The organism is Marinobacter sp. C1S70 (assembly GCF_000475355.1).
Taxonomy (GTDB): Bacteria; Pseudomonadota; Gammaproteobacteria; order Pseudomonadales; family Oleiphilaceae; genus Marinobacter; species Marinobacter nauticus.
Genome location: NZ_AXBW01000084.1, coordinates 104,750 through 125,332, shown reverse-complemented (window position 1 = coordinate 125,332; position 20,583 = coordinate 104,750). Strand labels below are relative to the sequence as shown.

General features: G+C 61.0%; 12 protein-coding genes and 1 pseudogene. 12 read left to right on the top strand and 1 reads right to left on the bottom strand.

What is annotated here, in order from left to right:
* Nucleotides 1-247: 247 nt before the first annotated feature.
* From Q669_RS18235 to Q669_RS20040, 7 genes and pseudogenes are all read left to right on the top strand, one after another.
* Nucleotides 248-2,293, top strand: a complete 2,046-nt coding sequence (locus Q669_RS18235) for a TonB-dependent receptor domain-containing protein (RefSeq protein ID WP_022993384.1) — start codon at nucleotides 248-250, stop codon at nucleotides 2,291-2,293.
* A gap of 256 nt (nucleotides 2,294-2,549) precedes the next feature.
* The gene (locus Q669_RS18230) at nucleotides 2,550-3,998 is read left to right on the top strand and encodes a YfcC family protein (RefSeq protein WP_022993383.1); all 1,449 of its coding nucleotides are present in this window, start codon (nucleotides 2,550-2,552) and stop codon (nucleotides 3,996-3,998) included.
* Between the two features lie 24 nt (nucleotides 3,999-4,022).
* Nucleotides 4,023-5,252 carry an arginine deiminase gene (locus Q669_RS18225; RefSeq protein WP_022993382.1) on the top strand — a complete coding sequence of 410 codons (1,230 nt, stop codon included), beginning with the start codon at nucleotides 4,023-4,025 and terminating at the stop codon, nucleotides 5,250-5,252.
* A gap of 18 nt (nucleotides 5,253-5,270) precedes the next feature.
* Entirely contained in the window at nucleotides 5,271-6,272 is a 1,002-nt protein-coding gene (locus Q669_RS18220) for an ornithine carbamoyltransferase (RefSeq protein ID WP_022993381.1), read from the top strand.
* Nucleotide 6,273: 1 nt separating this feature from the next.
* Nucleotides 6,274-7,182, top strand: coding sequence for a carbamate kinase (gene arcC / locus Q669_RS18215; RefSeq protein ID WP_022993380.1), 909 nt, complete (start codon nucleotides 6,274-6,276; stop codon nucleotides 7,180-7,182).
* An 83-nt stretch (nucleotides 7,183-7,265) separates the two neighbouring features.
* Nucleotides 7,266-8,339, top strand: a complete 1,074-nt coding sequence (locus Q669_RS18210) for an efflux RND transporter periplasmic adaptor subunit (RefSeq protein ID WP_022993379.1) — start codon at nucleotides 7,266-7,268, stop codon at nucleotides 8,337-8,339.
* A pseudogene (locus Q669_RS20040) lies at nucleotides 8,336-11,566 on the top strand (efflux RND transporter permease subunit). Before Q669_RS18210 ends, Q669_RS20040 begins: the two are co-directional and overlap by 4 nt.
* Before the next feature lie 14 nt (nucleotides 11,567-11,580).
* On the opposite strand, the gene Q669_RS18200 reads toward Q669_RS20040, so the two are convergent.
* On the bottom strand, nucleotides 11,581-12,027 hold the full coding sequence (locus Q669_RS18200; RefSeq protein WP_022993376.1) for a potassium channel family protein: 447 nt from the start codon (nucleotides 12,025-12,027) through the stop codon (nucleotides 11,581-11,583).
* 114 nt (nucleotides 12,028-12,141) lie between these two features.
* Between Q669_RS18200 and Q669_RS18195 the strand changes: the two genes are divergently transcribed.
* The 5 genes from Q669_RS18195 to Q669_RS18175 are packed head-to-tail and all read left to right on the top strand — an operon-like array spanning nucleotide 12,142 to nucleotide 20,578.
* Nucleotides 12,142-13,383, top strand: coding sequence for an efflux RND transporter periplasmic adaptor subunit (locus Q669_RS18195; RefSeq protein WP_022993375.1), 1,242 nt, complete (start codon nucleotides 12,142-12,144; stop codon nucleotides 13,381-13,383).
* On the top strand, nucleotides 13,380-16,532 hold the full coding sequence (locus Q669_RS18190; protein WP_011783861.1) for an efflux RND transporter permease subunit: 3,153 nt from the start codon (nucleotides 13,380-13,382) through the stop codon (nucleotides 16,530-16,532). The genes Q669_RS18195 and Q669_RS18190 overlap by 4 nt, the downstream gene beginning before the upstream one ends.
* 15 nt (nucleotides 16,533-16,547) lie before the next feature.
* Nucleotides 16,548-17,231, top strand: a complete 684-nt coding sequence (locus tag Q669_RS18185; protein ID WP_022993374.1) for an ABC transporter ATP-binding protein — start codon at nucleotides 16,548-16,550, stop codon at nucleotides 17,229-17,231.
* Between the two features lie 6 nt (nucleotides 17,232-17,237).
* Nucleotides 17,238-19,499, top strand: coding sequence for an FtsX-like permease family protein (locus Q669_RS18180; RefSeq protein WP_022993373.1), 2,262 nt, complete (start codon nucleotides 17,238-17,240; stop codon nucleotides 19,497-19,499).
* On the top strand, nucleotides 19,496-20,578 hold the full coding sequence (locus Q669_RS18175; protein ID WP_022993372.1) for a lipocalin-like domain-containing protein: 1,083 nt from the start codon (nucleotides 19,496-19,498) through the stop codon (nucleotides 20,576-20,578). Before Q669_RS18180 ends, Q669_RS18175 begins: the two co-directional genes overlap by 4 nt.
* The last annotated feature ends 5 nt before the right edge of the window (nucleotides 20,579-20,583 follow it).

Below are 20,583 nucleotides of genomic sequence, written 5' to 3'. Positions count from 1 at the left end.
TCATGCCCTCGGAATACGCGTATTGAAGGTCGCAGGGAAATGCGGTGCCCAAAAAAAGGGCAGTGATTGCACCACAGCGGTGCGGTAGTTGGCAAGTGAATCCGCTGCAAAGCCCGGCGGCCTGCCCGACGGAGATACCCCCAAGGGGGTGCGACATTGTGTCTCAAGCCAGTGAAAAAGAAGCGGCATACAATTCCGGCTAATTCACGAAACACCTGATCCAAACGCTCCAAGGACCCGCCACACCATGATGAGAAAGACCCACCTGGCTCGCTGTATCAGCCTTGTGATGGCCGGCTGTGCTGTCGCCCCTCTTGCCCATGCCCAGTCTGAAACCGATGCCCTGATGTTGATCCGGGTGACCGAAGGTCAGTCGGCCGAAGCCGCCCGACTGTCGGCGGCGGCCGTTCAGACCGAGCCAGTACAGCGGTTGTCCTCGGATGCCGGGGTTTCGCTGTCGCGCATGGGTGGCCGTGGTCTGGACCCGGTGATCCGTGGCCAGAACGAAGAACGGGTTGAGGTGCTGCTTGACGGCATGCGGGTGGAAGGTGCCTGCCCGAGCCGGATGGATCCGCCCACCAGCCGTTTGAGCACAGCGCTGGCGCCGGTGCTGGAAGTGCGCACCAGCAACCGCACCCTGCGCTGGGGCCCGATTGCCGGCGGCCAGGTGGTCGCCACCACCGCCGCCCCGGAATTTGCGGATGACAACCGCACAACCGGCCACCTGACCGTCGGCGGTGCCGACAATGGCGAAGGCAAGCTGGTGAATGGCAGCGTGGCGGTCGGTGACAAGGAAACGTTTATCCGCCTCGCTGGCGGCTACGACGAAGCCGACGACTATGAAGACGGCGACGGTAACGAAGTCCGTAGCGCCTACAAAAACTCTGAAGGCCGGGTGGATGCTGCCTGGACCGCTGATAATGGCTTCTACATCAAGGGCCTGGTCAGCCGCCAGGAAGAGCGGGATGTAAAGTTTCCCGGCCGGGGTATGGATGCACCGAAAACGGATACCGACCTGTACCGGCTGGAGCTGGGAGCGCCGGTCGCCAGCGGCGGCTGGAACCTGATGGCCTGGCAGGCAGATGTGGATCACGTGATGGATAATTTCAGCCTGCGTGAGCCGCCGGTAAATATGGGTATGCCCATGAAAATGCAGACCAACTCGGAAACCCGTACCCGGGGCGCCCGACTGGTGCTGGATCAGACCATCAACTACACCAAAGATATTGCCTTTGGTGTGGATGTGGAAAGCAATGAGTGGGACGCCACCATGTACAACGGCATGAATCTCGACCACGAGGCCTCTTTGATGTGGCCGGGCGTTGAGCGAGACCGGGTAGGTGTGTTTGTGGAAGCCTTCCACCAGATCCGCGCCAACGCCCGCCTCGGTGCCGGCATCCGTTATGACCGTGTGGAAATGGATGCCACCCGTGCCGATCAGACGTTTACTCCGATGGCCGGCGGTATGATGACGTTCTCCCCTTCCGGGCTTTACGCCTCGGCCTATGGTGCAAGCGATACCGAAGCCAACGATGACAACGTAAGCGGTTTCCTGACCGGAGAATGGCGTGTTTCTCCGGTCCAGGCCCTTGAGGTTACGGCCAGCCACAGCGTGCGCTCCCCCAGCGTGAATGAGCGCTATGTTGCTCGAAAGACCATGAAAGGCAGTTGGATCGGGAATCCGGATCTGGATACCGAAAAACACCACAAGCTGGAAGTCAGCCTGCCCGGCAACCAGGGAGAGTGGAGCTGGCGCCCGGCTGTCTGGGTGGACCAGGTGGATGACTATGTTTACCGCTTTGACATCCGCAATCCCAATAACACGACGGATACCCGCTACGAAAATATCAGCGCCCGCCTCCTCGGCGTAGAGGGCATGCTGGGATGGACCAACGGTACCTGGAGCAGCACCAGCAAGCTGGCCTCGGTGCGCGGGGAAAACCGCGATGCCGATAAGGCGCTGCCGCGGATTCCGCCCATCCAGTTTATCCAGACGCTGGGCTGGCACTACCAGGGACACACCCTGGAAGCCGAATGGCAACTGGCCCGTCGCCAGGATCGGGTAGACCTGGAATCCGGACTGGACCCCAGTACTTCACCTGGATACGGCGTATTCAACCTGTCCGGCACCCATCCGCTCATGGCCAATCTGAGCCTGACCTGGGCAGTGGATAACCTGTTCGACAATACCTGGGCGAACCATGTCAGCAAGGACAACCTGGCCGACAGCGGGGTGTTCCGGGTCAATGAGCCGGGGCGCACCTTGCGCGCAGCGCTTACGGCCCGGTGGTAAAACGATTATGGCGGTTGCCCGCTTCTCATAGCCGGCGGGCGACATTGATGCCCCGGGTGGTGCTAACGCTCCACTCGGGGCTTTTTTATGGCCGATCAAGAATTGCGCTACCTCAACTTCGGGCCCCATTTCATGAACTATGCTGTAGCCATGCAGATTTGTACGAGTGGCTCATAACCGCCGGGAAACTCCAAGCCTGTTGGGATCCCCGAAAAGGACTTGTCTGCACCATGCGATTACGGAAAGGAGACGCATCGTGACCGAAGACGAACAGTTGCCAGAAAATCCTGAAACCGACCTCGCTTCCCGCTTCCCCACCGCTTATACAATCCTTTTCGGCCTGATTATTCTGGTGGCCGCGCTGACCTGGATCATTCCTGCGGGGCAGTACGAGCGAGCCATGAATGAAGAGGTTGGGCGGGAAGTGGCGGTGCCCGGCACCTATCAGATTGTTGACCCGAACCCTCAGGGCTTCGTTGATGTAATGCTGGCCCCCACTGGCGGTTTTTATGACCCGGACAGCTATGCTGCCAATGCCATTGACGTCGCTCTGTTTGTGTTATTTCTGGGGGGCTTTCTCGGTGTGATGAACGCCACGGGCGCGATAGACACTGGTATTCGAAGTGCGATGCGGCATCTGAAAGGTCACGAGATCTGGATGATACCAATATTAATGGTGCTCTTCGCGATCGGTGGCACGACCTACGGAATGGCCGAGGAAACCCTGGCCTTTTACGCCATTCTGATTCCCGTGATACTTGCGGCCGGGTACGACGCCGTAACGGGGGTTGCCATTATCCTTATCGGCGCCGGTATTGGCGTTCTGGGTTCCACGATTAACCCGTTTGCCACCGTGATTGCAGCCAATGCTGCCGGTATCCCTTTCACAGATGGAATCGTATTGCGGTTTATTCTGTTGATTGGCGGTCTGGTGATCTGTATCGGCTACGTGATGCGGTATGCTCGCCGGGTAAAAGCCGATCCGTCGAGATCCGTGGTTGCCAGGCAGTGGCCAGCGCACAAGAAGCTGTTCCTGGAGGATCACGAGCAAGAGATTCACAGCGCCAAGCTGACTACCACTCAAATTATTGCCCTGATTATATTTGCCCTGACCTTTGCCGTGATGATCTGGGGTGTGTCATCCCAGGGATGGTGGATGGCCCGGATGGGCTCTTTGTTCTTTGGTGCGGCCATCGTCATCGGCATTGTTGCGCGGCTGGGCGAGAAGAAACTTACTGGCAGCTTCGTTGATGGTGCGCGGGATCTGCTTGGGGTTGCCCTGGTGGTTGGGCTCGCCAGGGGCATTGTTGTGATCATGGAGCAGGGCATGATTGCCGATACCATCCTTCACAGCGCCGAAACCTCGCTGGGAGGTTTGCCCGAGCTGGCCTTTATCAACCTGATGTTCTGGATCGAAGTTGGCATGAGTTTCTTCGTACCATCTTCTTCCGGTCTCGCCGTTCTCTCCATGCCGATCCTCGCCCCGCTGGCGGATTTTGCCAGCGTCGGACGAGACCTCGTCGTGACGGCTTACCAGTCTGCCAATGGCCTCGTAAATCTGATCAACCCCACCTTTGCGGTTGTCGTCGGCGGGCTTGCCATCGGGCGGGTGTCCTACGATCGTTGGCTCGCCTTCATCTGGCCCTTGCTGCTTATCCTGACCGTGTTCATCACGATAGTCATAAGCCTCGGCGCTATGCTGTGAACACTCGACAAAAGGAGCTTTGTCATGTCTGAACACACTCTTGGAGTGCACTCTGAGACCGGAACCCTGCGCCAGGTCATCGTTTGTCGGCCTGGGTTGGCGCACCGTCGCCTGACGCCCTCCAATTGCGATGCGCTGTTGTTCGATGATGTCTTCTGGGTCAAGCAGGCCCAGAAAGACCATGACGTGTTTTCAGGCCTCATGCGTGCCCGGGGCGTTGAGGTGCTGGACGTCAACGAGTTGCTGGCGGAGACGCTGGATATCGCGAAGGCTCGCAAATGGATACTGGATCATCGCATTACCTGGAACGAAATCGGTGTCGGGATGGTCTCGGATCTACGTGCCTGGATGGACGAACTGCCGGGGACCAGGCTGGCAGAGTTTCTTATTGGAGGCCTTGAAGTAGCCGATCTGCCTTTTGATCCGGTTGGCCTGTTTGGCAACCATCTCGGTCATTACGGCTTCGTGTTGCCGCCACTGCCAAACTTCCTGTTCACCCGCGATAACAGCGCCTGGATCTATGGTGGCGTCACCCTGAACCCCATGTACTGGCCGGCGCGGAAGCCAGAAACCCTGCTTATGGCGGGTATCTACAAATTCCATCCCAAATTTGCCGGCAAGGTTAATGTGCACTGGGGCGATCCTCTCAAAGACCACGGTCTTGCCTCCCTGGAGGGTGGGGATGTCATGCCGGTGGGTAATGGTGCCGTGTTGGTGGGTATGGGGGAGCGCTCGTCCCCTCAGGCTATTGGTCAGTTGGCCAGGTCGCTTTTTGAAAGTGGCACAGCCGAGCGCGTCGTTGCCTGCCAGATACCCAAGTCCCGATCAGCGATGCATCTGGATACCGTCTTTACCTTCTGTGGCGGCAATGTGGTCACGACGTTCAAGGAAGTGGCCGATGAAATGGTCTGCTATGACCTGCGCCCCGGAGAGGGCAAAAAGCATCTCGCATTTCGTCAGGACCCGCGTCCGTTGTTCGAAGTAGTAGCCGACGTACTGGGTTATAAGCAACTGGAGATCGTTCCCACCGGCGGTTATGACCCGGCGGAGCGAGAGCGTGAGCAGTGGAACGACGGCAATAACGTCCTGGCGTTAAGCCCAGGGGTCGTCGTTGGCTATGATCGCAATGACGATACCAACGCTGCTCTGGAAGCTGCAGGCATCGAAGTGTTGGCAATACCGGGAGCGGAACTTGGGCGTGGCCGGGGCGGCGGTCGCTGCATGAGTTGTCCAACCATTCGGGATGCTGTCTGACAGTAAAGGAGAGGCTCAATGGCTTTCAATCTCAAGAACCGGCATTTTCTGACACTGCGGGATTTTAGCCCCAGGGAAATCGCCTTTTTGCTGAAGCTGTCGGCGGATCTCAAGACCGCCAAGTATGCTGGCACTGAAGTGCCCAAACTCGACGGCAAGGACATCGCGCTGATCTTCGAGAAAAACTCCACTCGAACCCGGGTCGGGTTTGAAGTGGCTGCCTTCGACCAGGGGGCGCGGGTCACCTACCTGGGGCCGACCGGAACCCACATTGGCCATAAGGAATCGGTGAAAGACACCGCTCGGGTGCTTGGCCGGGTTTACGATGCCATTGAGTACCGGGGGTTCGGACAATCCGTTGTCGAAGAGCTGGCGCAGTACGCAGGCGTGCCGGTCTACAACGGGCTCACCAACGAATTTCATCCCACCCAGATACTGGCGGATTTCCTGACCATGCAGGAGCATGTGGAGAAGCCATTGCGGGATGTGGCCTACGTGTTTATCGGCGATGCCGCCAACAACATGGGTGACAGCCTGCTGATCGGCGGTGCCAAGATGGGTATGGACGTGCGCTTGTGCGCACCTAAGGCCTGCTGGCCCAATCAGGCCGTGCAGGAGGAAGCGCGAGCGCTGGCGGCTGAAACCGGAGCACGCATCACCATTACAGAAGATATCGGCGCCGCGGTTGCCGGAGTCGACTTCGTGTATACCGATGTCTGGGTCTCCATGGGCGAGCCAAAGGAAAAGTGGGCCGAGCGGATCAAGCTGCTGATGCCTTACCAGGTCAATGCGGCCCTGATGGCCAAAACCGGCAACCCACGGGTTCGGTTCATGCACTGCTTGCCGGCCTTTCACAACACCGAAACCGTGGTGGGCAAGGAGATTCAGGAAACCTATGGAATAGACGCCATGGAGGTGACGGAAGAAGTGTTCGAAAGCCCTGCTTCGATTGTTTTCGATCAGGCCGAGAACCGGATGCACACCATCAAGGCCGTCCTCGTGGCGACCCTGGGAGGCTGACATGCTGGTGGTGGCAGCCTTGGGTGGAAACGCCCTTCTGAAACGTGGTGAGCCGTTGACCGCAGAGGTTCAGCGAAAGAATGTGCAAGCCGCGGCGGTTTCGCTAGCAGCTATTGTCCGTGCCGGTCACGATCTGGTTGTCACCCATGGCAACGGTCCGCAGGTGGGGTTGCTGGCCTTGCAGGGCGCCGCTTACAAACCGGATGAGGCCTACCCGCTGGATGTCCTGGGTGCGGAAACCGAGGGCATGATCGGCTATATGATCGAGCAGGAACTGGAAAACGCCCTCGGACACGACCGACCGGTCGCGACTTTGCTGACTCAGGTGGTGGTGGATCCCAAGGACCCAGCTTTCGAAAATCCGACCAAATTCGTGGGACCGGTCTATGAACGCGAGGAGGCTGAGCGCCGGGCAGAGGGTGCGGGCTGGAGTATTGCGCCGGACGGTAACAAGTGGCGCCGTGTGGTGGCGTCGCCGAAACCTCTGGAAATACCGGACATGCGCGTGCTGAAACTGTTGCTCGATCAGGGGGTGGTCGTGGTGTGTGCCGGTGGTGGTGGAATACCGGTGCTGCGTCGGGAGGATGGCAGTATGGTCGGCATTGAAGCGGTCATCGATAAGGATGCCGCCAGTGCCTTGCTGGCCAGCCAATTGGGGGCGGACGCCCTGCTCTTGCTGACCGATGTGGATGCTGTCTACAGGGACTTCGGCACCGACCGGTCGAGACCACTTTCCGAACTGACCGTGGGCGAGGCGCGGGCGCTGGACATGCCTGCCGGATCCATGGGCCCGAAACTGCAGGCCGCCTGCGGGTTTGCCGAGGCTGGCGGAATCAGCGGCATTGGACGGCTGCAGGACGCCTTGGCCATTCTGGAAGGATCGGCGGGCACTCGCGTGTCGGCCGGGTAGACCTGCTCTCGTGTTTTCCGGCTGCGAATTTTGATAATCTCCGGTTATTAGGTAATAACCAAAACGATTTCCCGGAGGGCCTCATGGGGCGAATGGCTGCTGCAGGATTGATGATCACTCTGGGCTTGCTGGCCCCAACGACGCAGGCACAGCAGGCGTCGCCTGCCCAGCCGGTGACAACAGCGGTCGCCGAGCGAGGCGAACTGCAAGAGACTGTGCACCTCGATGGCATTATTGAGGCCGTACAGCAAAGTACTGTTTCCGCGCAGACCAGTGGCACCGTCCAGAGCCTGCCTTTCGACGTTGATGATTCCGTGGCCGCCGGGGACCTGATTGTCCAGCTGGAGGACAGCGAGCAGCGGTCCCGTCTGCGCCAGGCCGAGGCCGGGCTTGAGGAGGCCGAGGCGGCATTGGCGGATGCGGGGCAGCGCTTTGAGCGTATTGAAGCGGTACACGAGCGTGGCCTTGTGTCCAGGCAGGAATTCGACCAGGCCCGCAACAACCTTGCCGCTGCCAGGGCCCGGGTCGAACGCGCCCGGGCTTCGGTTTCCGAGGCCCAGGAGCAACTCTCCTATACCCGTGTGCTGGCACCCTACGGTGGCATTCTTACCGAACGGCATGTCGAAGTCGGAGAAGCGGTCAACCCCGGCCAGCCGCTGCTCAGCGGCTTGTCCCTGGAGCAGCTCCGGGTTGTGGTGGATCTTCCCCAGAAGTATGCCGAACTGGCCCGTATGGAGCGTCAGGCCCAGGTCACCCTGGCTGATGGCCGGGTGCTGGAAACCGGTGAGATGACCTTCTACCCCTATGCCGATCCGCAAACTCACACCTTCCGTCTGCGGATGCGACTGAGTGAGCCCAATGGCTCGCTGTTTCCCGGCATGCTGGTGAAGGTCAGTGTGCCGGTTGCCAGCCGCGAGACCCTGTGGGTTCCGTTCAGCAGCCTGATCCAGCGCAGCGAGCTCCGGGCGGTATTTGTGCTCGATGATCAGGATCAGCCCAGGCTGAGGCAGGTTCGCACCGGGGTGCGGGACAATGGCCGGCTGGAGGTTCTTGCGGGCCTGAGCGAGGGCGAGCGGGTAGTCACAAACCCGTCTGTCCTGGTGGGCAGCGAGCGCCTGAGTCCGCTTGAAAGAACGGGCGAGGAGTCGAACCCGTGAGCCGTGATTTGCCGCCTGTTGGCCCCTCCGGCGCCATTGCCCGAGTCTTCCAGGACAACCACCTGACACCGTTGCTGGCCATTCTGGCGATCATTCTTGGCGTGCTGGCTGTGGTGGTCACACCCAAAGAGGAAGAACCCCAGATTGACGTCACCATGGCCGATATCATGGTGGCGTTTCCGGGCGCCAGCACCCGGGAGGTGGAAAGCGCGATCGCCACGCCGGCCGAACAGGTGATGAGCGAGATCAAGGGCGTCGAGCATGTCTATTCCGTGTCCCGCCAAGGCCAGGCGGTGATCACGGTGCAGTTCGAGGTGGGCATCCCGCGGCAGGAAGCCCTGGTCAGGCTCTACAATCAGGTGTATTCCAACCAGGACTGGTTGCCGCCCAACCTGGGCGCTGCCCAGCCGGTGGTCAAGCCCAAGGGCATTGATGATGTCCCGGTGATGACACTCACTCTCTATGATCCGGTCAACGGGCATACGGGGGAGGAACTGACTCGCCTGGCGCACATGCTGGAAGTCGCCCTGAAACGGGTCCCCGGCACCCGGGATGTCTATACCACCGGCGGGATCCCGGATCGGGTCGATATCCGGTTCGATCCGGCGTTGCTGGCGGGGTTCAACCTCACCATCGATGACATCCGGAACGCCCTGATGGCGGCCAACACCAGCAGCCAGGAGGCACGGATTGCCCGGGACAACCTGTCGATACCGGTCCAGGCCGGAACGCTGCTGGAAACCGTGGAGGATGTCCGGCGCCTTGTCGTGGGCATGCACAATGGCTCCGCGGTGTACCTGGAGGACGTGGCGCAGGTCCGCCGGGGAGGCACCGTGGCGGACCAGAGTGTAATGACCGGATTCGGGCCGCCCCGGGAAGCCGGCGTGGCTGGCCAGCCCGGCGAGGTTTATCCGGCAGTTACCCTGGCCATCGCCAAGAAGCCGGGCGAGAACGCCATCAATATCACCACGGCCATTGAAGAGCGTCTGGACCAGCTGCGCAACCGGGCCCTGCCGGAATCGGTGGAAGTGCTGGTCACCCGGGACTATGGCGTAACCGCCTCCCAGAAAGCCCGCAAACTGATTACCGATCTGATCTCCGCCACTTTGTGCGTTGTGCTGCTGGTGCTGGCGGCCATGGGCTGGCGCCAGGCCCTGATTGTCGGCATCGCGGTTCTGATTACCCTGCTGCTGACCCTGGTGTTCTCCTGGGCATGGGGATTTACCCTGAACAGGGTGTCCCTGTTCGCGCTGATATTCTCCATCGGCATCCTGGTGGACGACGGCATCGTCATCACCGAGAACATCAATCGCCGGATCCAGAACTCCCGTCGTGCGGTCAAGGACATCATCCCGGTGGCCGTGGATGAAGTGGGCACGCCTACCATCATGGCCAGTCTCACCATCATGGCGGCGCTGATTCCGATGGCGTTTGTCAGTGGCCTGATGGGCCCCTACATGAGCCCGATTCCGATCAATGCCTCCGCGGGTATGGTGCTGTCCCAGGTTGTCGCCTTCGTGGTGGCCCCCTAGCTGGCTTTCAGGCTTCTCAAACACAAGAAGGGGCAGCAGGCTGCCGAAGCCGAGGAGGCGTCCAGCTCTGCGGATGGCGTCAGCCCGTTATCCCTGCGAATTTTCCGGACCGTGCTCGGGCCATTCCTGGGGGATCATCCCTGGCGGCGCCGTTTGCTGGCACTGGGGGTGGTGGGTCTTACCCTCGTGGCTTCGTCATTGCCGGTGTTCCAGGCGGTGATCCTGAAGATGCTGCCGTTCGACAACAAGTCGGAACTTCAGGTTGTGGTCGACATGCCCGAGCGCACGCCCATGGAGCAGACCCAGCGGGTGTTGCTGGATATGGGCAGCTACCTGGAAACGGTGGACGAAGTGGCCAACTGGCAAACCTACGCCGGCACCGCCTCACCCATCAATTTCAATGGCCTGGTGCGGCAGTATTACCTGCGTGGCGATCCCTACCACGGGGATATACAGATCAATCTCATGGATGAAGAGAGTCGGGACCGGTCGTCCCATACGATTGCACAATCCCTCCGGGACCCACTGACCGAAATCGGTGACCGGTACGGAGCCAGTGTGAAGATTGTCGAAGTGCCACCCGGGCCGCCGGTACTCTCACCCGTGGTGGCCGAGATCTATGCGGTGGATGAAACCCGCCGGGCAGAGCTGGCCCGGCAAGTGGCCGAAGGCATGACCAGCGTCGATGGCTTGGTGGATATCGACACCACCCTGGAGGCACCCACACGGCAGTGGGAAGTGGTGGTGGATCGGGACCGTGCGGCACGCCTTGGTGTTTCCCAGGCCCAGGTGGTCGGTGCCCTGCAGACCGCCCTGGGGGGAACCGGGGTCAGCTTCCTGCATGATGATCATGCCAAATACCCTGTTCCGATACGGGTGATTCTGGGTGAAGGCGACAAGGCCCAGCCATCGGTGCTGTTATCGCTGAAGGTGCGGAGCCGCAGCGGCGCACTGGTCCCCCTGGCAAGCATTGCCGACGTTCGCGAAGCCGACTGGATGGGCGCGATCTACCACAAGGATCTGCTGCCGGTGACCTATGTGACGGCGGACATGGCGGGGGAGATAGATTCGCCGCTGTATGGCATGTTTGCCATGGTCGAGCGTCTGAACCAGCAAGCGGGGGCCCCGGAGCAGTATTTCATCGACCAGCCCCCATTGCCGGAGAAGGGCACCCTGAAATGGGACGGCGAATGGCAGATCACCTACGAAACCTTCCGGGACATGGGCGCGGCTTACAGCGTGGGTGTGTTTATGATCTTCGTTCTGCTGGTGGCGCAGTTCCGTTCCTATATTCTGCCGCTGGTGATCATGGCGCCCATACCGCTGACCCTGATCGGCATCATGCCCGGCCATGCGCTGCTGGGGCGCGAGTTCACCGCCACCAGCATGATTGGCATGATTGCCCTGGCCGGGATCATCGTGCGCAACTCGATCCTGCTGGTGGTGTTTATCCGGCAGCTGATCGACGAAGGCGTAGAGCTGGACGAAGCGGTGGTCCTGGCGGGCGCGGTGCGCATCAAACCCATCGCGTTGACGGCGATCTCGGCGATGGTGGGTGCTTACTTTATTCTGAACGATCCGATTTTTAACGGCCTGGCGATATCGCTGGTCTTTGGCCTGGCCATGTCCACTTTGCTGACGGTTCTGGTGGTTCCGCTTCTGTACTACACACTTGCGCGTTGCCGGTGGATTTGACGCCGGGTCATTTGCTACCGGGTTGGCCAGTAGCGCTGCATTTCCAGGAACAGGAAGGACGCGCTCCAGGTAATCAACAGAAAACCAGTAAGCGCTTCAATGCCAGTAAGGTACCGGAGTTGGCCAATCGCCTCGATATCGCCATAGCCCAGGGTGGTGAAGGTGGTGAAAGAAAAATAGGCACAGTCCAGCATGGTGCCGCTGAAGTTGCCTGTTAGCTGGCCCCAGCCCTCGGCATGGTGCATGAAATAAAAGGCCGTGGCAAATATCCAGACCTGAAGAGCATGGGCGGTAAGGCAGCCGAGCACTGCGACGATCAAGCGGAAGTGGTGGCTTTGCCGCATTCGTCCCAAGAGGCTACTCAAACGGATCAGGACTTCGTTATGTATCACTACAACGGCACACACCAGAAGGATGTTCAGCAGGGTGACGTTGATCAGAGTATCGTGAGTGGCGTCCAACGGAGTCGGTCCTGAAGCCGGGAAACCTGCCGGAGTAATCCGGAACCTGTTGAAAATTGTATAGTAAATTCGTTGCCTTCGCGCACTTTCATTTAATCAGAGTATTGACTGTCCATGTCCAGAAAACTGCTTCCCCTGTTGATGATCGCCCTGGGTATTGCCGGCTTCCTGCTTTTGAAGGCAACCCGGCCGGAACCGGCGGAAGTATCCGCCACTGAGCGCAGCTGGCTGGTGCAGGTGCAGGAGATCAATCCCACTCAAGCGACCCCGGTGTTGCCTCTGTATGGTGAGGTAGTAGCGCCGGATCTGCAGACCATCACCGCGACTCTGGCCGGGCGTATTGACCGGTTACCGGTACGGGAAGGGAAGCAGGTGAGCGAAGGTGACTTGCTGATCGCGCTGGATTCCGCCGATATCGAGCCGGTACTTGCCCAGGCCCGGGCCCAGGTCGCCGACCTGGAGGCGCAGGTGCGGTCCGAACAGGTGCGATACCGCAACGATCAGCGATCCCTGGAAAGTGAAAAGGCCATTCTGGACAACGCCCGTCGCCAGTTTGAGCGTATTCAGTCGCTGGTTGAGCGTAACCTGGCCTCCCGCGAAAGCCTTGAGGCTGCCACCGATGCGCTGGCGAGGGCGGAGTTGACCCTTCGTATCCGGGAGCGGGCCATAGCCGAGCATCCGGCCCGGCTGCAAAGCCTGGAAGCCCGGTTGTCGCACGCCCGGGCCAGTCTGAGTTCGGCAGAACTTGACGGTGAGCGGGCGGTATCAACAGCGCCTTTTGACGGTATGGTCACCAACCTGCAAGTGGCGGCTGGCGATCAGGTATCCCGCAATCAGGCGTTGTTGAGCATCTATCCGATACAGGGGCTGGAAGTCCGGGCGCGGGTGCCGCAGATGTATCTCGGCGAGTTGGTGGATGCCCTGGCCAAGGGGGCAACACTAACCGCTACCACCGAGGATTCCGGCCAGCGCTTTGAGCTGGTCCGGTTTGCTGGCCTGTCTGATCCGGCCGGTACCGAGGCGGTGCTGGAGCTGAACGGGGAATCGGGAGCCTTGCGGCCCGGGGCCTTGCAGCCACTGCTGCTGCAGCGGCCAGCAAGGGACAACCTGATTACCATACCCTTCAGTGCACTGTACGGGGCCGACAGTGTTTACATCATGACTGATGATAACCGTATGCAGCGGGTGACGGTGCAACGGGTTGGCGAGGCACTCAGTGAGAATGGCGAGCGCCGGTTGTTGATCGCCAGTGAACACCTGAAACCGGGCATGCGCCTGATCACCACCCACCTGCCCAATGCGATCACCGGCCTGAAAGTAAAGCTGGCGGATAGCAAGGGAGCACCGGCCTCATGAGTCGCAAAAAGGGTGTGATCGGCTTTTTTGTCCATCACCGGTTGGCCGGCAATCTGGTGATGCTGGTGATGTTGCTCGGTGGCGTAATGGCCCTGACTCGTATGAATATCCAGTTCTTCCCTACTTTCGCCCTGGATGTGGTCAGCGTGCGGGTGGTGTGGAGTGGTGCGTCGGCCGAGGATGTGGAGCGCGGTATTACCGATCCGCTGGAGCAGCGTCTGCGCAGCGTCGACGGCCTCAAGAAGATGACCTCCACGTCGGCGCAGGGGGTGTCGTCCATTACCCTGGAATTCCATGAAGGCACCGACCCGATACAGGCAGTGGATGACGTGCGCCAGCAGGTCGACGAGTTCAATAACTTGCCGGCGGATGCCGAAGAACCGCAGGTGGCCAGGGTTGAACGGTACGAACCGGTGGCCCGGCTGCTGGTTTACGGTGATGTCGACCGGGCCGAGTTGCGCCAGCTGGTGTACCGGTTTGAAGATGAATTGCTGGACCGGGGCATCGACCGGGTCACGCTCCGGGGCCTGCCGGAGCAGCAGATCAGTATTGATGTGCCGGTGGAGCGGCTGGAATCCCTGGGCCTGTCGCTGGAACAGATTGCCGATCGGGTGGCGTCGCTGTCCCGTGACCTGCCGGCGGGGATGATGGCTCAGCAGGATGCCACCCGAGAGCTGCGGGCGGTGGAACAGCGACGCAGCCCCCAGGCCTTCGAGACCATTCCGGTACTCAGCGGTGATCGCATCCGCATGCAACTGGGTGACATAGCCATCATCCGCCAGGAAGCCCGGGACAACCAGACGGTCATGGAAAACAACGGCATGCCCGCCGTAGAGCTGCAGCTTCAGCGGGCGGAAAACGGCAACTCCCTGACCGCCGCGCGGGTGTTTGAGTCCTGGCTGACGGATACCCGCCCGACCTTGCCGGCCACCGTAAATATCAAGGTGTACGACGAAACCTGGCAGCTGATTGAAGACCGGATTTCCCTGCTGGTGAATAACGGCCTGGGTGGTCTGGTGCTGGTGGTGGGGCTGCTCTACCTGTTTCTTCCCGGGCGGGTCGCCGCCTGGGTGGCGGTGGGTATTCCCACCGCCTTTCTCGCCGCCCTGGGGGTGCTATGGCTGATCGGCGGCTCCATCAACATGATTTCCCTGTTTGCCCTGATCATGGCCCTGGGGGTGATCGTTGACGATGCCATCGTGGTGGGGGAGGACGCGGACGCCCATGCCCGTATGGGAGAGCAGTCCATCTATGCCGCCGAAGGCGCTGCCAAGCGTATGGTCTGGCCAGTACTGGCTTCGTCCCTGACCACGGTGGCGGCGTTCATGCCACTGCTGGTGGTGGGAGGTGTAATAGGCAATATCCTGGGCGATATTCCGGTGGTGATGATCTGCGTGTTGATTGCCTCTCTGCTGGAGTGTTTTGTGGTCTTGCCAGCCCATCTTCGCCATGCCTTTGTCCGCAAGGTTTCCGAGAATCAGCCAGAGCGACGCCCTCACGCCGTGGCCCGTTTGCGCCGGGGATTTGAGCAACGGTTCGATACCTTCCGCGACGGCCCTTTCCGCCGGTTCTCCCGCTACAGCCTGAAGCACCGGGGCATGACCGTAGCCTCGGCACTGGCGTTGGCCATTGTCACCGTCGGCCTGCTGGCCGGTGGACGGCTTGGGTTCAATTTCTTCCCGACGCCGGAACCATCGGTGTTCTACGCCAATGCCAGCTTTGTGGCGGGCACGGACAAGGACACGGTGGCGCGCTTCATCCGGGAAATGCAGCGCTCACTCACTGAAACGGAGGAGGCCCTGGGTGGCGATCTCGTACTCCATGCCGTGACCACCTACGGCGCTACTCAAGGGGCTGAGGGCAGTTCCCGGAACGATGACGAGCTTGGCTCCATGCTGGTGGAGCTGGTGCCTTCGGACAGCCGTTCTGTGCGCAATGCCGAGTTCATTCGGGAATGGCGCAGCCGTATGACGCTGCCGGCCGGACTCGATGCCCTGAACATCAATGAGCGCCAGGCCGGCCCGCCCGGGCGAGATGTCAATGTGCGACTGACCGGTGATGACGCAGAGGCCCTGAAGCGGGCAGCGGATGAAGTGGCCCAGGCACTGGATACCCTGCCGGGCGTGCTGGATGTGGAAGACGATATGCCCTGGGGCCGGGAACAGTTGCTCTATCAGGTCAGCCCTTATGGTGAGGCTCTAGGGCTGACCACTGTGGATCTGGGCCGACAGTTGCGGGCGGCATTTGATGGCCGGATCGCCCAGATCTACCAGGATGGTCGCGATGAGGTGGAAGTCCGGGTGCAGTTGCCGAGGGCGCAACGGGAACAATATTCCACCCTGGAGCGCATGACCATCCGCATCCCCGATGGCCGTTTTGTACCGCTGACCCAGGTGATGAACCTGGATCACCGCCAGGGATTCCAGGCCCTGCGCCATGCCGATGGCAAGCTTGCGGTGGAGGTCACCTCGGCGCTGAATACCCGGGTTGCCACCACCGACCAGATTCTTGAAAGCCTGCAGTCCGGGCCTTTGCCGGAGATCGCCAGTCGCCACGGTGTGCGCTACAGCTTTGAGGGCCGCTCGGCCGATCAACGCGAAACCATGGCGGACATGCAAACGGGGCTGCTTATCGGCCTGGCCCTGATGTATGTGGTGCTGGCCTGGGTGTTTGCATCCTGGAGTCTGCCCCTGATCGTCATGGCGATTATTCCCTTTGCCCTGGTCGGTGCCCTCCTGGGCCACTGGATCATGGGGCTGCAGCTCACCATACTGTCGCTGTTTGGGTTGTTCGGCCTGTCCGGTATCGTGGTGAATAACGCCATTATTCTGGTGGCTTTCTACAATCAGCAACGGCAGAAGGGGCTGGACATCACGGATGCCCTGAATGAGGCCGCCGTGCAGCGGGTTCGCGCGGTGCTGCTGACGTCCTTGACGACCATCGGGGGGCTGACACCGCTGCTGTTCGAAACGTCGTTGCAGGCCCAGTTCCTGATTCCCATGGCAACGTCGATTGCCTTTGGCTTGGGACTGTCCACCTTCCTGGTGCTGCTGGTGATTCCAGCGCTGTTGTCCTGGGTCGAGCAATTCCGGGAATGGCGTGCCCAACGCAGGAACGGTGCGGCAGAACCTCTGGGGGCTGCCGACTGAATACCGGGAGAAAACATGGCCGATAACCTGATCAGTGTCACCGGTCTGAGTAAACAGTTCGAGAGCGGCGACCAGCATGTGACCGTGTTGCGGGAACTGAGTGTGCATCTGGGGCGAGGCGAGTCGCTGGCGCTCACCGGCCCGTCCGGTTCCGGGAAAAGCACGCTGCTGAATGTTCTTTGTGGTCTGGAGTCTCCCGGTTCCGGTCGGCTGGCGATGTTGGGACAGCCTTTGGCCGGGGATGGCGCGCCAACGGGCAAGGCCCTGGAGCGGACCTGGTGCGAATTGAGGCAGAGCCGACTCGGCGTGGTCTTTCAGGATGCCAACCTGATGCCGACCCTGTCCCTGCTGGATAATATCCGGTTGCGAGCGCGCCTGGCTGGCCGGGACGACACCAGCGCTGGCGACTGGCTCCAGAGGTTGGGCATTGGTGAGCTGGGCCAGCGTTATCCGGATCAGGTTTCCGGTGGCCAACGCCAGCGGGCTGCGCTGGCCATGGTATTTGTTACCCGGCCGGCACTGATTCTGGCGGATGAGCCGACCGGTAGCCTGGACCGGAGGACGGCTGAGACTGTCGCCGATGAGTTGTTCGAACTCCAGGCCCGCCATGGCTGTGGGCTGGTGCTGGCGACCCACGATGCGGACCTGGCAGCCCGTTGCCTGCATCAACTGGACCTCGGGCACCAGGGCGGGCCCTGAAGACCTATGTCTCCCCGCATCGCATTGTTCAGTCATTATCGTCGTCACCCCCTGCAGCTGGCCGCGCTGGCTGCCATGATCCTGCTTGCCAGCGCGCTCTGGACCGGGATACATCACCTCACCAGCCAGGCCAGGACCAGCCTTGAACAGAGCGAGCGTGCTGTCGCCGAGCGACAGCAATTGGTGCGAGAGGACGGTAATCCGGTTTCGGTACAGGACTTTGTTAACCTTCGGCGCCAGGGCCTGTGCGTGATGCCTTGGCTGGAAGTGCCGGTACCGGGGCGCGGTCGGCTGGTGGGCATTGATCCGCTGGCGGCCCATTGCTTTGCCGAGCCGGGACACACGCCAGCACCCTGGCAGGGCGAACTCGATGGCAAGCCCTTCGTCGATATCAGCGAAGCCGCCGCCCAGGCCTCAGCCGAAGCATCGGCCCTGGTTCTGCTGGTGTCGCAAGCCGACGGTCAGTCGCCACCACCGGCGGGCTACCGCTATCAGGCATTCGCCGTTGCGCCTGACACGGCAGAGCTGGGTGACAGTTTTCTGCTCAACCTGGATGCGCTCGGAGTGCTGGTCCTGCTGATTACCTCGTTGTTGTTGCGCAGTGTGTTCCTTCTGGGTCTGGCTCAACGCCGGGAAAGCCTGGCTTTGCTGTATCGCTATGGCGTGAACAGGAGCCAGCTCAGCCGACTGTTGCTGGTGGAAAACCTGCTGCTGGCGTTGGTGTGCATACTGCCCGGGGTTTGGTTGGGGCGGGCGCTGTCACTGGTTTTGGCAGATGGCTTTGGGCAGGCCCTGGAAGGCCTGTTCGACCGTCCGCTCTATGCCGGTGGAGGGGAGGACTGGTGGCTGCCAACCCTGACCATGGTGGCGGTGATCGTGGCCGCTTGCCTGGCGGGCGTTCGGGACTCGTCGGGGCCGCTCCTGACTCGGGTGCAACCGGCATTTTTTGCGGTGCTACTGGCCCTGGGGCTGGCAGTATCTCTGTGGGCACCAACTCTGATCTGGCTGTTCCTGGCGGTGGCACTGGTTTTTCTCGCTGCCGGTTGGCTGGCCCCGCTGGCGATTGCCGGGGTTGTCCGCTGGCTGGCCCGTAACACCGGGGATCCGCTGATTCGCTGGCGTCTACAGGAAGTCGCAGTCCTGGTGCGTCGGCTGGCGTTACCGCTGGTGGCCCTGCAGTTTGCCTTGGCACTGGTGCTGGCGGTTCATGCCCTGGTAACCACGTTCGAGGACACCTTTGATCAGTGGCTGGGGCAACGGCTGGAAGCGGATTACTACATTGAAGTACCGCAAGGGGCGGATATCACCGCTGCCGTAAGCTGGCTGGCGGCAAAGCCGGAGCTGGTGAGCCCGGAATTGTGGCATCAGGTGATTCGTGGGCGGGCCAGCGTGCAGGCAGCATCAGGCAGGGAGCCGGTGCCTGTCGATGTGTTTGCGCTCGGGCCGGTCAGTCACCTGGTGCAAAACTGGCGCCTGCTGGCGCAAACAGAAACGCCCTGGCAGGCGTTGGCGCGGGGTGAGGGGCTAATGGTCAATGAGCAGTTGGCCAGAAGGCAACAGCTTGCAGTAGGCGACCGTCTCATTGTCAGGCTTGGCGCCCGTCGGTTACAGGCTCCGGTGCTGGCCGTTTATCCGGATTACGGGCGGCCCTCCGGTGAGGTGCTGGTGCCGGCGAGTCTCTTGCCCGAGGACTTTGAAGCCCGCTTTCGAAGCCTGTCGATAAGCGCGGGCATCGAAGAGATCAAAGTGGTTGAGGCGCAACTGGCCCGGCTTTGGCATACCCCTCAGCTGACCGTGAGGGATAACCAGGCCATCCGGACCCTGGCCACTGATGTTTTTGATCAGACCTTCTTGCTGACCCGGGCCATGACTACCCTCACGCTGATTCTGGCCGCCGCCGCGTTGTTGCTGATGGTGTGGGTCTTTCTCTCTACCCGCGCCTGGTATTTTCGCCTGCTGATCGTCTGGGGTATGCCCCAACGCCAGGCCGCGACTCAGCTCACCCGGGTCTCCCTGGCTCTGATTTTTGCGGTATTGGTTTGTGCACTGCCACTTGGCGTGTGGCTCACCTGGATTCTGGTCCAGCGCATCAATCCGCTGGCTTTTGGCTGGTCACTGCCGATGGCGGTGTACCCGGGGTTCTGGATCGAGCTGGCCGTGTTGGCTCTGATCATCGGCCTCAGCATTGCCTTGCTGATGCGCCTGCAGCTGCGTCGCCCGGCCTCGGCGCCGGAGTCCGCACACGGGCTGCAGGGAGGGGAACGATGAATCGTTTCGTTATCGTACTTCTGGCGCTGCTACTCACCGCCTGTGATCGAGCAGAAGAGCCGAGCGGATTCGCAGGCCTTGCCGGTGTGGCGGAATCTGAGCATGAGATTCAGTTCCTGCAGCCCGGGCCCGGAGACCGGCTGTCCTTCCCCGCCGATTTCGGCCCTCATCCCCAGCACCGCATTGAATGGTGGTATCTCACCGCGAATCTGGAAACCGAAAACGGCGGGCCGCTGGGTCTGCAATGGACGCAGTTCCGGCAGGCCTTGACCCCGAGGTCCGTTGAATCCGAACCGCCGAAGCCGGCACTTTGGCCTCTGGAGGCTGCCTGGATGGCTCACGCAGCGGTGAGCTACAGCGGTCAGCACCGCTTTGCCGAAAAGCTGGCCAGGGGTGACGTCGGGCATGCCGGGGCCACCGCCCAACCCTTTTCAGTCTGGCTGGATCACTGGCGCCTGAGGCCAGCGAGCGGACACGTTGGCTGGCGGCTGTCGGTCGCTACAGAACACTGGTCCTACGATCTGTTGTTGCAGCCGCAAGGTGATCCTGTGGCTCATGGTGACGACGGTTTCAGCGCCAAATCCGCCAGTGGCGAAGGCTCCATGTACTTCAGCCTGGTAGATCTGAAAATTGAGGGAACGGTTACCCTTGAGGGTGACACGTTGAGGGTGGCGGGCACTGGGTGGTTCGACCGGGAGTGGAGCAGCCAGTTTCTCAAAGCCGGACAGCAGGGCTGGGACTGGTTTGCCCTGCATCTGGATTCGGGGGACAAGCTGATGCTGTTCCAGTTGCGGGAAACACAACAGGCATTCCGCTCGGGTACCTGGATTCCAGCCACGGGCGAGCCGGTGGCGCTGGGGCCGGAACAGATCGGGCTGACCTCTGTGGGCCAGCCAGCCGGTTATCCGCGCCGTTGGCAGATAACCCTTCCGGCTTTCGACGTGAACCTTGAGGTCTCCGCGCCGGCAGGGGATTACCGGAATTCCGGGCTCTATCCGTATTGGGAGAGCCCGGTTTCCGTCACCGGAAGCCATTCCGGCGTGGGTTACATGGAGCTTACCGGTTACCAGGCACAATAAGGCCC

Coding starts and splice junctions, on each gene's coding strand:
- Q669_RS18190 (WP_011783861.1), top strand. CDS start 13,380: ATGAGTCGCAAAAAGGGTGTGATCGGCTTTTTTGTCCATCACCGGTTG.
- Q669_RS18225 (WP_022993382.1), top strand. CDS start 4,023: ATGTCTGAACACACTCTTGGAGTGCACTCTGAGACCGGAACCCTGCGC.
- Q669_RS18220 (WP_022993381.1), top strand. CDS start 5,271: ATGGCTTTCAATCTCAAGAACCGGCATTTTCTGACACTGCGGGATTTT.
- Q669_RS18235 (WP_022993384.1), top strand. CDS start 248: ATGATGAGAAAGACCCACCTGGCTCGCTGTATCAGCCTTGTGATGGCC.
- arcC (WP_022993380.1), top strand. CDS start 6,274: ATGCTGGTGGTGGCAGCCTTGGGTGGAAACGCCCTTCTGAAACGTGGT.
- Q669_RS18175 (WP_022993372.1), top strand. CDS start 19,496: ATGAATCGTTTCGTTATCGTACTTCTGGCGCTGCTACTCACCGCCTGT.
- Q669_RS18185 (WP_022993374.1), top strand. CDS start 16,548: ATGGCCGATAACCTGATCAGTGTCACCGGTCTGAGTAAACAGTTCGAG.
- Q669_RS18180 (WP_022993373.1), top strand. CDS start 17,238: ATGTCTCCCCGCATCGCATTGTTCAGTCATTATCGTCGTCACCCCCTG.
- Q669_RS18210 (WP_022993379.1), top strand. CDS start 7,266: ATGGGGCGAATGGCTGCTGCAGGATTGATGATCACTCTGGGCTTGCTG.
- Q669_RS18195 (WP_022993375.1), top strand. CDS start 12,142: ATGTCCAGAAAACTGCTTCCCCTGTTGATGATCGCCCTGGGTATTGCC.